This is a genomic window from Cupriavidus sp. USMAHM13, from assembly GCF_001854285.1.
Lineage (GTDB): Bacteria > Pseudomonadota > Gammaproteobacteria > Burkholderiales > Burkholderiaceae > Cupriavidus > Cupriavidus malaysiensis.
This window is the reverse complement of record NZ_CP017752.1, coordinates 1107691-1121492: the sequence shown is the minus strand read 5'-3', so window position 1 is coordinate 1121492 and position 13802 is coordinate 1107691. Positions and strand designations below refer to the sequence as shown.

The 13802-nt window shown below is 68.3% G+C and carries 10 protein-coding genes and 1 pseudogene; 7 read left to right on the top strand and 4 right to left on the bottom strand.

Annotated elements, in window-relative coordinates:
* The first annotated feature begins 16 nt into the window (after positions 1–16).
* The 7 genes from BKK81_RS23295 (at position 17) to BKK81_RS23265 (ending at position 6365) form a co-directional block, all read left to right on the top strand.
* Positions 17–955 carry a dioxygenase family protein gene (locus BKK81_RS23295; protein WP_071018081.1) on the top strand — a complete coding sequence of 313 codons (939 nt, stop codon included), beginning with the start codon at positions 17–19 and terminating at the stop codon, positions 953–955.
* A gap of 57 nt (positions 956–1012) precedes the next feature.
* Positions 1013–1762 carry an SDR family NAD(P)-dependent oxidoreductase gene (locus tag BKK81_RS23290; RefSeq protein WP_071018079.1) on the top strand — a complete coding sequence of 250 codons (750 nt, stop codon included), beginning with the start codon at positions 1013–1015 and terminating at the stop codon, positions 1760–1762.
* A 38-nt stretch (positions 1763–1800) separates the two neighbouring features.
* Entirely contained in the window at positions 1801–2685 is an 885-nt protein-coding gene (locus tag BKK81_RS23285) for a 3-keto-5-aminohexanoate cleavage protein (protein WP_071018078.1), read from the top strand.
* A 61-nt stretch (positions 2686–2746) separates the two neighbouring features.
* On the top strand, positions 2747–3724 hold the full coding sequence (locus BKK81_RS23280) for a quinone oxidoreductase family protein (protein WP_071018077.1): 978 nt from the start codon (positions 2747–2749) through the stop codon (positions 3722–3724).
* Positions 3721–4056, top strand: coding sequence for a cupin domain-containing protein (locus tag BKK81_RS23275; protein WP_071018076.1), 336 nt, complete (start codon positions 3721–3723; stop codon positions 4054–4056). The genes BKK81_RS23280 and BKK81_RS23275 overlap by 4 nt, the downstream gene beginning before the upstream one ends.
* Positions 4057–4150: 94 nt before the next feature.
* Positions 4151–5194, top strand: a complete 1044-nt coding sequence (locus BKK81_RS23270) for a tripartite tricarboxylate transporter substrate binding protein (RefSeq protein WP_083384377.1) — start codon at positions 4151–4153, stop codon at positions 5192–5194.
* Positions 5195–5330: 136 nt separating this feature from the next.
* Positions 5331–6365 carry a LacI family DNA-binding transcriptional regulator gene (locus tag BKK81_RS23265; RefSeq protein WP_071018075.1) on the top strand — a complete coding sequence of 345 codons (1035 nt, stop codon included), beginning with the start codon at positions 5331–5333 and terminating at the stop codon, positions 6363–6365.
* 12 nt (positions 6366–6377) lie between these two features.
* On the opposite strand, the pseudogene BKK81_RS23260 reads toward BKK81_RS23265, so the two are convergent.
* From BKK81_RS23260 to BKK81_RS23250, 4 genes and pseudogenes are all read right to left on the bottom strand, one after another.
* Positions 6378–7058, bottom strand: a pseudogene (locus BKK81_RS23260) (LysR substrate-binding domain-containing protein); the annotation flags it as partial.
* 308 nt (positions 7059–7366) lie between these two features.
* Positions 7367–8386 carry an IS30 family transposase gene (locus tag BKK81_RS23255; RefSeq protein WP_071018074.1) on the bottom strand — a complete coding sequence of 340 codons (1020 nt, stop codon included), beginning with the start codon at positions 8384–8386 and terminating at the stop codon, positions 7367–7369.
* A gap of 389 nt (positions 8387–8775) precedes the next feature.
* Positions 8776–9105 carry a hypothetical protein gene (locus BKK81_RS34590; protein WP_083384375.1) on the bottom strand — a complete coding sequence of 110 codons (330 nt, stop codon included), beginning with the start codon at positions 9103–9105 and terminating at the stop codon, positions 8776–8778.
* On the bottom strand, positions 9102–13802 hold the full coding sequence (locus BKK81_RS23250; RefSeq protein WP_071018073.1) for an RHS repeat-associated core domain-containing protein: 4701 nt from the start codon (positions 13800–13802) through the stop codon (positions 9102–9104). Before BKK81_RS23250 ends, BKK81_RS34590 begins: the two co-directional genes overlap by 4 nt.

Sequence of the window (13802 nt, the reverse complement as noted above, 5' to 3'; positions counted from 1 at the left end):
TTTGCAAGGAGCAGTGATGGAGACAGCAGTTCACGACAAGACATCCCGCGCCGACGAAGCGCTCGCGCTGATCGAGGACGAGTTTTCGGTGACGCCCATCGTCGAGGCCGCCATGGCAGGCACGTCCGACCCGCGCCTGCGCTTCGTGATGGCGTCGCTGGTGCGGCACCTGCACGACTTCCTGCGCGAGGTCCGGCCCACCGACGAGGAGTTCGAGCGGGGCCTGGAATTCGTCGCCGCGCTCGGCCATGCCACCCATGCCACCAATAACGAAGTGGTGCTGGCGGCGGACGTGCTGGGGCTGTCGACCCTGGTCACGGTGATGAACAACAGCACCCGCGACGGCCGCACGCCCGGCGCGCTGCTGGGACCGTTCTACCGCGCCAACGCGCCGGCCTACGACTGCGGCGACTGCGTGGTGCAGGACGATGCGCCCGGCCTGCCGCTGTTCGTCAGCGGCACGGTGCGCGCCACCGACGGCACGCCGCTGGCCGGTGCCCTGGTGGAGGTCTGGCAGGCATCGCCGGTGGGCCTGTACGACAACCAGGACCCGTCGCAGCCCGACCGCAACCTGCGCGGGCGCTTCCACACCGATGCCCACGGCCGCTACCACTTCCGCACCGTGCGCCCGGCCGGCTATCCGGTACCGACCGGCGGCCCGGTGGGCACGCTGCTGGCGGCGCAGCAGCGCCATCCGTACCGCCCCGCCCACATCCACTTCATCGTCGCCGCGCCGGGCTACCGCACCCTGGTCACCCAGGTCTTCGCCGACGAGGCGCCGGCGCTGGAAGGCGATGTGACCTTCGGCGTGCACCGTCAGCTGGTGGGCCGGCTCGACCATGTGGAGCAGGGCCGCAGCCCCTGGGGCGAGCTGCCCGCGCCCTACGACACGCTGGACTTCGACTTCGCGCTCGAACCCGGCACGCCGACCTTCCCCAAGCCGCCGATCGACTGAACGGCCGCTGCACGCTTGCCATCCCTTCCCATCCACCCTGTCATCGCGCACCACACCATGAGCCTCTCTCCTCTTTCCGGCAAGGTCGCCGTCATCCTCGGCGGCACCGGCGGCATCGGCTTCGCCGCCGGCGACGCGCTGGCCCGCCTCGGCGCCAGCATCGTGCTGGCCGGGCGCAACCACGACGGCGCGACCAGCGCGGCGGCGGCGCTGCCGGCCGGCAACCACCTGGCCGCCAGCGCCGAGATCCGCGACAGCGCCTCGCTGCGCGAACTGGCCGCCTCGGTCCTGCACCACTACGGCCGCATCGACATCCTGGTCAATGCCGCCGGCTTCACGCGCGCCGTCCCGCATGCCGACCTGGACGCCCTCGACGACGACCTGATCGACGAACTGTTCGCGGTCAACTGGCGCGGCCAGTTCGCCGCCATCCGCGCCTTCGCGCCGCACCTGCGCGCCGGCGGCGACGGACTGGTCGTCAACGTGGGCTCGATCGCCGGCCGCAACGGCCAGGGCAGCAACGTGGCCTACTGCGCCGCCAAGGCCGGGCTCGACGCCATGGCCATGTCGCTGGGCCGGGCGCTGGCACCGGAGATCCGCGTGCTCAACGTCTCGCCCGGCGTGGTCGACACCGATTTCGTGCCGGGCCGCGACGCCGCCTTCAACGAACGCGCGGCCAAGACCACGCCGCTCAAGCGCATCGGCCGCGCCCAGGACGTGGCCGAGGCCATCGCCGCCTGCGCCACCACGCTGCGCTTCGCCACCGGCACCACCCTGGTGATCGACGGCGGCCGCCTGCTCGGCTGAACGCCCCCCGCTCCCCGGACATCACGCACCCACGCCCCATGCATGCACGCAAAACCCTGATCACCTGCGCCGTGACCGGCAACATCGTCACGCCCGAGCAGCACCCCGGCCTGCCGGTCACGCCGGCACAGATCGCCGACGCGGCGCTGGAAGCCGCCGAGGCCGGCGCCGCCGCCGCGCACATCCACGTGCGCGACCCCGAGACCGGCCGGCCCTCGATGTCGCTCGACTACTACGCCGACGTCATCGACCGCATCCGCCGCCGCCACCGCACGCTCATCATCAACCTCACCACCGGCCCCGGCGGACGCTTCGTGCCGAGCGAGGACGAGCCGCGCGTGGCCGCGCCCGGCACCACGCTGCTGCACCCGGCCAAGCGTGTCGAGCACATCGCGGCGCTGCGCCCCGACGTCTGCTCGCTCGACCTGAACACCATGAACTCGGGCGGCGACGTCGTCATCAACACCCCGGCCAACGTCCGCAAGATGGCCAAGGTGATCCGCGCAGCCGGCGTGATGCCCGAGCTGGAGATCTTCGATTCCGGCGACCTCAACCTGGCGCTGGACCTGCAGCGCGAAGGGGTGCTCGACGGCCCCGGCCTGTGGACCTTCGTGCTGGGCGTCAAGTACGGCTTCGCCGCCACGCCGGAGACCGTCTTCTACGCGCGCAACATGCTGCCGCCGGGCGCCCACTGGTCCGCCTTCGGCATCGGCCGCGCCGAGTTCCCGATGGTGGCCCAGGCCTGGCTCGCCGGCGGCCATGTGCGGGTCGGGCTGGAAGACAACCTCTACCTCGAGAAGGGCGTGCTGGCACCCGACAACGCGGCCTTGGTGGCCAAGGCGCGCGGCATCGTCGAATCGCTCGGCGGCGAGATCGCCTCGCCCGCCGAAGCCCGCCGCACCCTCGGCCTGCGCGACGCCTGAAGCGCGCCGCACGCACGCATACGGCACCCACACCCTAAACCCAAGTCCGACAGGAAAGCCCGTGAACACCATCCAAGTCAGCCGCAAGGCTTCCGATATCGACTCCCTGCAGCTCGACCTGCTCGACCTGCCCCGCCCGGCCGCCCAGCACGGCCAGTGCGTGATCGAAGTGGCCAGCGCCGGCGTCAACCCGAGCGACGTCAAGGCCACGCTCGGCCTGATGCCGCACGCGGTGTGGCCGCGCACGCCCGGACGCGACTTCGCCGGCACCGTGGTCGAGGGTCCCGCCGCGCTGCTCGGCCGCGCGGTCTGGGGCAGCGGCGGCGAGCTCGGCATCCGCCGCGACGGCAGCCATGCGCGCTACCTGCGCCTGCCGGTGGAGTCGGTGCGCGAGAAGCCGTCGACGCTCTCGCTGCTGGAGGCCGGCGCCGTCGGCGTGCCCTTCATCACCGCCTACGAGGGGCTGCGCCGTGCCGGCATGCCGGGCGCGGGCAGCACCGTGCTGGTCTGCGGCGGCAATGGCAAGGTCGGCCAGGCAGCGATCCAGATCGCCACCGCGCTGGGCGCGCGCGTGTTCGCCGTCGAGCGCACCGCCGAGGCCTATCGCGGCCATGCCAGCGGGCCGGTGCGGATGATCGACGCCAGCCGCGAGCGCATCGCCGAAGTGGTGCGCGACGAGACCGGCGGCCATGGCGCCGACATCGTCTACAACACAGTCGGCAGCCCCTACTTCGAGCAGGCCAACCAGGCCATGGCGATCGGTGCCGCCCAGGTCTTCATCTCCACCATCGAGCGCGCGGTGCCGTTCGACATCTTCGCCTTCTACCGCGGCCAGCACACCTATGCCGGCGTCGACACGCTGGCGCTGGACAGCGCCGCCGGCGCCTGCATCCTCGACCAGCTGGCGCCGATGTTCGCCAGCGGGGCGTTGCGTCCCTTCCCGGTGCTGCAGGACTACACCTTCGCGCTCGGGCAGGCCAAGGACGCCTATCGCGCGGTGCTGCAGGGCGCGCCCGAACGCGTGGTGCTCAAGCCATGAACGTCACCCGCTTCGCCGAAGCACCGGCCTACTTCCCGCCGCACCACACCGGCATGCACTGCCTGCGCCTGCAGGGGCACGAGGCGGGCCGCTCCGACGCCCTGTGGATGGGCGTGTCGGTGCTGCTGCCGGGCGGGCACACCGCCCTGGACGCCTCTCCCCTGGAGAAGCACTACGTCGTGCTGGAGGGCGAGGTGCGCCTGCGCACGCCGGACGAGACCGTCACGCTGCATCAGTACGACTCGGTGCGGCTGGCGCCGGGCGAGGCACGCGAAGTCTCGAACCCGTGCAACCGGCCCGCCCTGCTGCTGCTGGCCATGCCCTATCCGTGAGGCGGCCGGAGCCCGGCGCAGACCGGGCCCGGCCCTCGCCGGCGCGTCCGCCACCGCGGACGCGCCGCGCCCCACCCCACCAAGGAGACAAGAGATGCTGCAATACCTGTTCCCCAGGCTGCGCGCCGCCGGCACCGCCCTGACCTCGACCCTGACCCTGACCCTGACCCTGACCCTGACCCTGGCCGCGGCCACGACCGCGCTGCTGGCGCCGGCCCCCGCCGCGCGCGCACAGGGCACCTACCCCAACAAACCCATCCGGCTGGTGGTACCGTTCTCGGCCGGCAGCGCCACCGACATCCTGGCCCGCATCCTCAGCAGCAAGATCGGCGAGGGCGGCGGCTACACCGTCATCGTCGAGAACCGGCCCGGCGCCGGCGGCACGCTGGGCGCCGCCATCGTCGCCAAGTCGGCCCCCGACGGCTACACGCTGGCGCTGGTGTCGATCGGCCACGCCATCAATGCCACGCTTTACCCGCGCCTGTCCTACGACACCTTGAAGGACTTCGCCCCGGTATCGATGGTGGCGACGGTGCCCAATGTCCTGGTCGTGAACGCCACCGGCCCCTACCACTCGGTACGCGACATCCTGGCCGCGGCCAAGGCCAGGCCCGGCACGCTCAACTTCGACTCGGCCGGCTCCGGCAGCTCGACCCACCTGAGCGGCGAGCTGTTCAAGCTGCAGGCCGGCATCGACATCCTCCACATTCCCTACAAGGGCACCGGCGAGGCGCTGACCGACATCATGGCCGGCCGCGCGGACTTCATGTTCGCGCCCACCGTCTCGGCCATGCCCTTCGTGCGCCAGGGCAAACTGCGGGCGCTGGCGGTGGCCACCGCCCAGCGCGCCGCCACCCTGCCGGACCTGCCCACCGTGGCCGAGGCCGGCCTGCCCGGCTACGCCTTCGACTCCTGGTTCGGCGTGCTGGCGCCGGCAGGCACGCCCAAGGAGATCGTCGATGCGCTCAATGCGCAGATCGCCAAGGCCCTGGTGGCGCCGGACGTGCGCGAGCGGCTCGCGGCCCAGGGCGCCGAGGCCAGGGGCTCGACCCCGCAGGCCTTCGCCGCCACCCTGCGCAGCGAAGTCGCCCGGCTGGCGCCGGTGGTACGGCAGGCCGGCATCCGCGGCGGGCAGTAAGGCACGGTCAGGCACAGGAGGGGGCTGGCGGCGGGCGGAAAGCGGCCCCCGCGCGTGGCGGCGGCCCGGTGCTGGCTTAGAATGGCGGATCCGCCAACCCGCGCCGCCGCCGCACCGCATCCCCCATCCCGCCGCCATGCCCGAGCGCAAACGCCTGACCCTCAAAGACCTGGCCGCCGAGATCAACGTCCATTACTCGACGGTTTCGCGCGTGATGAATCCGGCCACCCGGCACCTGGTGGCCGACGACGTCGCGGCGCGCATCCTGGAGGTGGCCGAGGCGCGCGGCTTCCGTCCCAACCGGATCGCGGCGGGACTGCGCACGCAGCGCTCCGGCCTGGTGGGCGTGGTGCTGCCCGACATCGCCAACCCGGTGTTCCCGCCCATCCTGGCCGGCATCGAAGCCGTGCTGGCCCAGCAGGGCTATGTGCCGATCGTGGTCAACGCCGGCCTCGACAAGGTGCGCCAGCGCTTCGTCATCGACCAGCTGGTCGGACGCCAGGTCGAGGGCCTGCTGCTGGCCACGGCCGAACGGGAAGACCCGATCCTCGACTACTGCCTCAAGCAGCGCATCCCCGCCGTGATGATCAACCGCGGCGAGGACGCGGGGCGCGCGTCCTGCGTGGTCAGCGACAACCTGCTGGCGATGCGCCTCACGGTGGACCACCTGGTGGCGCTGGGCCACCGCCGCATCGGCCACATCGCCGGGCCGGCCGCGCTCTCCACCGGCTACCAGCGCCGCGAGGGCTTCCTGCAGGCGGTGCGCCGGCATCGCCTGCGCCGCGAGGCGTGGCAGGTGGTGGAAGCCGACAGCTACTCGCGCGAGGCCGGCCGCCAGGCCTGCGCGCGCCTGTTCGCGGACTTTCCCGGCATGACCGCCATCGCCGCCGGCAACGACCTGATCGCCATGGGCTGCTACGACTACCTGCGCGAGCACGGGCTGTGCTGCCCCGCCGACATCTCGGTGGTCGGGCACAACGACATGCCCTTCGTCGACGCGCTGACGCCGCCGCTGACCACCGTGCGCATTCCCGTGCACCAGATGGGCGAAGACGCCGCGCGCCTGCTGCTGCAGCAGATCGGCGCGCCGGCATCGCCGCCCGTCACCGTCGAGCTGGTACCCGAACTGATCGTTCGCGGATCGACCGCGCCGCCGCCCGCGCCGCACTGAACGGCGCGCGCCCTACACCGCCGCCACGATCAGGTCCCGCAGCCACCGGTGGGCCGCGTCGCGGTGCACGCGCTCCGGCCACAACATCGAGATCTCGAAGCCCGGCACCTCCACCGGCGGCTCCACCACCCGCAGCGCCGGCACGCCGCGCACCAGCCGCTCCGGCACCATGGCGACCAGGTCGCTGCCGGCCAGCGCCGACAGCAGGAAGAGGAAATGCGGCACCGACAGCGCCACGCGGCGCGTCAGGCCGCGCGCCGCCAGCACCTCGTCGGTGACACCGCGAAAGCCGCCGCCGTCCTGCGACACGATCACGTGGTCGAGCGCGCAGAACTGCGCCAGCGTGGGCCGGCGCCGCAGGCGCGGATGGCCGGCGCGCCCGGCCAGCACATAGCGCTCGCTGAACAGCGCGCGCCGGTGCAGGGCGGGCGGCGCGCCCTCGGTGGTGTGGAAGGCGAGGTCGATCTCACCCTGCTCCGCCTGCCGCGCCACCTTGGCCGGCACCAGTTCCAGCACAGCGAGCCGCGTCCCGGGCGCCTCCACGCGCAGGCGCGCCAGCACCGGCAGCACCAGGGTGGACTCCATGTAGTCGGTGGCGGCCAGGCGCCAGGTGTGGCCGGCCTGGGCCGGATCGAAGGGGCTGTCCGCCGCCACCGCGCGCTCCAGCGCGGCCAGCGCCTCGCGGTGTTCCTCGTAGTGCGCCTGGCTGTGCTGTGGAGAGCTGAGGGCGTCATAGATAAATAGTCGACCGCCAAGCGCTCGCCCTCAAAGCGGGTGGACGTCGTCTACATCACTAATTAAGCAACGGGCGCGACCCGGGGTCAGCATTTCCTGACTTGCGGACCCCGTGCCCTAAAAACCGGTGCCAGTTCTTGCCACTAGCCAAAGCTGCATCTGTCCAGTAGTAATTCTGGATTGGATTGCCGGCAACATCTATAACGCCTTTGTGGGCATGAGATTTGAGCAGGGCGGTTTCAAGTGCGAAGTGCAACACCCCTCAGTTATTGAACAGGAAGCCGGTCCGTGGGATTGGCCAGAACCTGCGCGAGGACTTGTAGCGGGGAGTGCCAGTTCAGGGTTTTGCGCGGCCGGCCGTTGAGGCTGTCGGCGATGGCGTCAAGTTCTTCCTGCGAGTGGACGGACAGGTCGGTGCCCTTGGGTAAGTACTGGCGCAGCAGGCCATTGGTGTTCTCGCAGGTGCCGCGCTGCCAGGGGCTATGCGGGTCGCAGAAGTACACGCGCACGCCAGTGGCGGCGCTCAGTTCGGCGTGCCGGGCCATCTCTCGGCCCTGGTCATAAGTCAGGGTCTGGCGCAGTGGCGCCACCAAGGATTGCAGCTTCGCGGTAAAGCCGGCCAGAGCCGATGCAGCGGTGGCGTCTGGCATCTTGACCAGCAGTACGGCGCGGCTCATGCGCTCGACCAGTACGCCTACGGCCGATTGGTTGCCCGCTCCCTTGATGAGGTCGCCCTCCCAGTGCCCGGGCATGAGCCGGTCGTTGACCTCGGGCGGGCGCACGTGAATGCTGACCATGTCGGGAATCTGGCCGCGCCGGTCGGTGCCGCGCGAGCGCGGCAGACGCTTGGTGTGGCCTTGTCGCAAGCAGGCGATGAGTTGGCGGCGCAGCTCACCTCGCGGATAGGCGTAGATGGCGTTGTAGATGGTCTCGTGGGACACGTTGAGGTCGGGTTGGTCAGGAAAGGCTCGCTTGAGCGTAGCGGAGATTTCCTGGGGCGACCACTTCTGATCGAGGAAGTGGCGCACCACGCCCCACAGCACGCCATCAGGAGCAAGCTTAGGGGCCGGGCGGCTGGCTTTGAGGCGTTGGGTACGGCAGGCCTGCGCGCTCATTGCGCCATAGCTGCCACGGGCGTTGGCATTGCGACGAAGCTCACGCATCAGTGTCGAGGGCGCGCGACCAAGCCTGCGAGCCATGGCTCGCAGGCTGACATCTTCAGCCTTCCAAATCTCGATGTGCATGCGTTCTTCGGGTTGTAGTTGTTGGTATTTCGTTCTCGTCATTCATCACACCTTACCGAATGGCAAGGTGTTGCACTTCAGATTTGAGGCCGCCCCGGTTATAGTGCAGCCCGGTCTACTTGCCGCTACCCTCGACCTGACTTTTCAGCCGTCACAATCTCCTATTGCGATGCAGATAGCACTCGTCGTCATACTGGTATCGCGCGGTGAATGACACGTCGTTGAGCCTTGCGTAGTAAGGCATCTCGACATTGCACGACGGTTAGCCAGAGCAGATTGGGTGGCAAGTCGTACACATGTCGAACTCTTCGGATTCAAATCCGGAAATGGCGTCGACCTCTCCTTCAACCACACCTTTCGGCAGACCGCCATCATCTCGAATTGCCGCCGACCTCCCTAACAACAAGGACTGCTCACGCGGCCCTTGTCATTTAGTTGTTTGTCTTGATGCGAAACGCTTCCTTCAACGTTACTTCATCGTCCCAATCCCCATCTTCGAAACATCTAACAACCCTGCCGCTCAACGCTCCTTGCACCAGACTGCATAAATTCAGCGACCTAAAATTAACTTCCAACCATAGCGATCGATCGCTCTCTTGAGTCAACCTAGCATCATATTCAGCCAATGTCTGTAGCGCCCAATCCTTCAGACAAACTTCCAGCGCCTGCGCCTTGACGCATGCGTCACTCGACTTCAACGAGTCCATGACATGCTGCGCTGAAGCAGCGTTGTCAAACACCAATCTATATTCGTAGCTCATGATCCGTGTGGCCTCCCACGAACAGCTGGTAGATCAGCAGGATTACGGATACCAATGTGTGTTTCATTTGGATCTAGTGACACCAGTCCTCGATCATTAAGTTGATTCCCAGCAGGATCTTCTTTGTGGACATGCGCGTTATTTCCCGATTTATATGGACAGGGGCACTTGTTTCCGTATTTATGAACCCGGGCCTCCGATCCGTCCGCATGCTTCCAAGTCTCGTTCACGCCATTGTCTTTCGTTTTGGCAAAGCCCGCATCATTCAGCACTGATCTCACACGCGGCACGCTTCGCCCTTTCATCCGAGGCAAATCGGTTGCAGCAGAAAGCCCTAACGGGTCGATCCAGCCCACTGGGTTCGGCGCGTACTGGAAGACGTTGATCCCGCCTGCGAGCCCGATCGGGTCCTTCGACACGAAACGCCCCGATGCCGGATCGTAATACCGATGCCGGTTATAGTGCAGCCCCGTTTCGTGATCATGGTACTGCCCCTGGAAGCGGATGGGGTTGGCTACGGATGCCTTGCCCGACGCTTTCCGAATGGCCTCCTGCGCCACGCCCCACGCGCGATACTCGGCGGCCCACGCGATCTCACTCTGCTCGTCCGTCAACTCCTGCGGCGTGCCCAGGTGGTCGCACTGATACCAGGCCAGGCTGTCGATGGCCGGCGCAGGCGGTGGCGGCAGCCACAGCGGGTCCTCATCCTGCCGGTAGTAGTCACCGTACTCCGGTTGGTCGAGCAGTTCGATGGCGTCCTGCCGCACCGCCTGCGCCACCGGCACGAAGCTGCCCGGCTCGTAGACGTAGTGCGTGGTGCGCGCGCCGAAGCCGTCCTCGTCGGCGATCTTGCTTTCCCACGCCAGCGTGTCACCGTCCCAGCCGTACAGCGTGAAGCCGCATTGCAGTTCGCGGTTGCGCTTGACGCGCTCGCTGCGGTTCCAATGCGGCCCCGCCTCGCGGCGTTCTTCGTAGTGGGCCTTGCTGTACTTCGTCAGGCGCCGGCCGAGGGCGTCATAGCTGTAGTCTGCCTGCAGGCGCTCGTCTTCGTAGTGCGTCAGGCGGTCGAACAGGTCCCAGGTGAAACGACTTTCCCGTCCGTTGTTCCAGCGCTTGCTGAGGTTGCCCCGCGCATCGTACTGGTAGTGGGTACCGGCGTACTGCTTGAGCAGGTTGTCCAGCGCCTTGATGCGCGGCATGCGCTGGCGCTCCGCCTCGCGCTGTTCGGCCGGGTCGATCAGGTTGCTCGCCGGGTCGAACGCGAAGGTTTCATGCCCCAGGCGGCTTTGTGCTTCCAGCAGCCGGCCCACCGGGTCGTAGCGGTAGGCCAGTTGGCCCCGCCGCGTGTCGTTGATATCGGTGAGCTGGCCGCTGGCGTCGTAGCGGTAGCGGCGTACCAACATGCGGCTGCCGCCACCGGTCTGCCCGTGCGGGCCCTTGGCCTCGTGGGCCAGCACCTGCTCGCTCAGCCTACCCATGGTGTCCCACTGCTGCGTCTGTAGCAGGCGGTTGCCCTGGGTGCGGACGATTTCGCGGTGCAGGTCGTCGCGCTCGTAGCTGACGAGTTCGCGCTCGTCGAGCTGCAGCGCCAGCAGGTGGCCGCTGCCGTAGGTGAGCCAGCTTACCCGGTGCCCGTCCGGGCGCACGGTGGCCGTGCGCTGGTTGAGCGCGTCGTATTCGTGCTGCCACACGCCAACCAGCGGCTTGCCGAGGCGGGTGTAGTGCTGGTGCTCGCGCACGAGGTTGCCGGCCTCGTCGTGGAACCATTGCAGGCGGCTGTGGGCGTTGGTCGCCAACGCGAGGTTGCCGTTGCCGTCGTAGGCGAAGGTTTCCACCTGCCAGTCCCGCTCGCCCGGTTCGGCATCGCCGGTTTGCAGCGCCGCGCGGCGTTCTGCCAAACGCCCCATCGGATCAAAGGTGTAGGCCGTGATGCGCTGGCCGTCCACGGCGCGCGCCAGCTTGCCGGTTTCTTCCTCGTACTCGTATCGAGTGGTGGCGCCATCGAAGCCGGTTTCGGCGAGCAGGCGGCCCACCGGGTCATAGTGGAACTCCGCGTCGCGGCCGTTCTCGTTGCGCAGTGCGGTGAGCTGGCCGAGCTTGTCCCACTGGTAGCGCAAGTGCTGGCCGGCCGCGTCGACGCGGCTGGCGAGCAGCCCGGCCTCGGTGTAGTTCCATTCGGTGCGCCGCCCCAGTGCGTCGACGTGGGTCAGCAGGCGGCCTTCGGCATCGCGCTCGAAGTGTTCTTCGCTGTTGTCCGGGTGGCGGATGGCGGCGAGCTGGCCGACCTCGTAGCGGTAGCGGGTGACGTTGCCCGCCGCGTCGGTGAACTGGACGATCTGGCCGCGCTCGTCGTAGGCCCAGGCGCTGGCCTTGGCCGAGCAGTCCACGTAGCGGGTGAGCTGGCCGTTGGCGTTGTACTCGAGCTGCTTGGTCTTGCCGCTGGCATCGGTGATGCCGATGGGCAGGCCCATCAGGTTGTAGACGTACTCGGTCTTGTTGCCCAGCGGGTCGATGGCCTCCGTGAGCCGGCCGCGCGTGTCGTAGTCGCGCAGCCAGAGGCCGCCCTCGGCATCACTGATCTTGATGAGCTGGTTCTTCGTATCCCACGCGTAGTGCACCACCGTGCCATCGGCCCGGATGTGTTCGAGCAGGTTGCCGACCTCATCGTAGGCGTAGCGGTCTTCGCTGCCATCGGGGTGGACATGGCGGATGACGTTCTTGGCATCGTCGCGGAAGAACCACTCGGAGCGTTTGTCCGGGTGGATGATGCGGTAGGTGTAGCCGAGGATGTCGCAGTAGTACCAGGTCTCCTCGCCATGCGCGTCGGTGACGTAGGTGAGGCGGATGCTCTCGTCCCATTCCAGCCGGGTGTCGAAGCTGCCGTCGTCGGCCCACTCGTGCACGGCGCGGGCATCGGGGCCTTCGCCCTGCCATTCGAGGTTCATGCCCCGGCCGGTGCGGTCGGTGTAGCGGGTGATCAGGTGGTGCTGGTAGGCGTAGGTCCAGACTTGCGCGTTCTCATCCTGGGCGATGGTGAGGTCGCCCGCCTCGTCGTAGCGGTAGAGGCTGAGGCGGCGCTGGGGCTCGTCCTCGCCCATCAGCCACAGGCCGATGATGCGGCCGTGCGCGTCCACGTCGGTACCCAGGTGGGTGTGCGGCTGGCTCGGGTCGTCCTGGTAGGTGACGAGGTCGGAGAGCACCACGCGCTCCCCCACGCGGTGGTCGTAGCCGAGCAGCAGGCCGGCGCCGCCGCGCAGTTCGATGCGCGTGAGCAGATAGCGGTCGCCATGGCGCTGGTAAGTTTCGCGGCGCTCGAAGCCACGGCACAGCGCCAAGCTGTTTTCGCCGGTCCGGATCAGCGTGAGGTCTTCGATACGGTCATCGTGCGCTTCGCCCACCCTGGGCAGCGGGTAGTCGTGGCTGCGGCCATCGGCGCCGTGGTAGCGCAGCCCCTCGCCAACCACATCGAAGCGCGTGGTGTACGGGGTGATCCAGCGCGCACCCAATTCTCCTGCATCGTAGGCCCCCAGGCTGGAGCGGTAGGTACGCGTCCAGTCGATGGGGAAAGGCCCGGGAAGCGAGAAGTCGGTATGGCTGAGCGTCTCGCTGCCCATGGCGAAGCTGATGCTGCGCTCGGTCTTGGCGCACGTACAGCCTTCCTTGAGCGGATTGGGGTCCTTCGTAGTGGGGTGCTGCCTGGTTTGGGCCTCCATCATGCCTTCCGAGCCCTGTCTCTCCCCCTTGCTCGTGGTCTTGGGCTTGACGTTGGCGCTCTGGCCGGCGGCACCGCGCGCACGCCAGCGCGCCAAGGCGGTGACCAGGGAGGCGAGCAGATAGCCGATGCTGTTGGCCACTTTCTCGTCGCCCAGGCCGGCGACCTGGCTCTTGAGCTCCGGCGCGAAGTTGCGTAGCGCCTGGGTGTTGCGAAGCACCAGTTCGCGTTGGCGCTCGTCGAGCAGGGCCTTGGCGGCCACGTTGGCGGCGGCCTTGCCAGCGGCTTTATAGACGCCCCACACGGCGCCGAGGAAGTTGCTGATGCTGGCCTTGGGGTCATGCAGCAACTGATCGCCAGCGGCACGCATTTGCTCGGCCGCTGCCTTGGCGTCGCCGGAGGCGTTGAGCTTGCCTGTGGCGAGCGCTTCGAGACCGCCGGCGATGTCAACAATCGCCTTGCCGCCCCAATCGCCAGCATCCTTGAGGATGCCGTTGAGCTTGCCCTGCGCCTCCTTGGCAAACGTGTCGATCTCGCCCACGATGCTGGCGTTGAGGTGGGCCACCAGCACGTTGATGAGAGCATCGCCGAGCAACGACTTGCCGGTCAGCTTCAGTTCCTGGCGCACCAGGAACAGAGTCGGGCGCAGGCTCATGCGCGCCGCCGCCATGGTCGGCGGCGCCGGCAGCACGCCGATGAGGTTGATGCCCAGGCTGACCCAGTCGAGCAGTCGGCGCTCCTTGGCCTGCGACAGGGTGACGATGTCGCCCAGGCTGTCGACCAGGGCGATGATGTTGCCGACCACCGGCAGCGACCCCGCCACGGTGCGGATGCGGTCGAGGGTGACCACGCCATCGCTGACCTTGCGCAGCCATTGGTCGAATTCTTGGGCGCCACGGTTGACGTCGCGCGCATCGATGGTGTTCAGCGGCGCGACCGCCACCTGGGGGGCGCGTTGCTGTTCCTGCGGGTTCGGGGTTGCCAT

Bases quoted from the DNA above. Each gene is read 5' to 3' on its own strand.
- BKK81_RS23295 (WP_071018081.1), top strand. From the start codon at position 17: ATGGAGACAGCAGTTCACGACAAGACATCCCGCGCCGACGAAGCGCTC.
- BKK81_RS23290 (WP_071018079.1), top strand. From the start codon at position 1,013: ATGAGCCTCTCTCCTCTTTCCGGCAAGGTCGCCGTCATCCTCGGCGGC.
- BKK81_RS23285 (WP_071018078.1), top strand. From the start codon at position 1,801: ATGCATGCACGCAAAACCCTGATCACCTGCGCCGTGACCGGCAACATC.
- BKK81_RS23275 (WP_071018076.1), top strand. From the start codon at position 3,721: ATGAACGTCACCCGCTTCGCCGAAGCACCGGCCTACTTCCCGCCGCAC.
- BKK81_RS23270 (WP_083384377.1), top strand. From the start codon at position 4,151: ATGCTGCAATACCTGTTCCCCAGGCTGCGCGCCGCCGGCACCGCCCTG.
- BKK81_RS23265 (WP_071018075.1), top strand. From the start codon at position 5,331: ATGCCCGAGCGCAAACGCCTGACCCTCAAAGACCTGGCCGCCGAGATC.
- BKK81_RS23255 (WP_071018074.1), bottom strand. From the start codon at position 8,386: ATGACGAGAACGAAATACCAACAACTACAACCCGAAGAACGCATGCAC.
- BKK81_RS34590 (WP_083384375.1), bottom strand. From the start codon at position 9,105: ATGAGCTACGAATATAGATTGGTGTTTGACAACGCTGCTTCAGCGCAG.
- BKK81_RS23250 (WP_071018073.1), bottom strand. From the start codon at position 13,802: ATGGCAACCCCGAACCCGCAGGAACAGCAACGCGCCCCCCAGGTGGCG.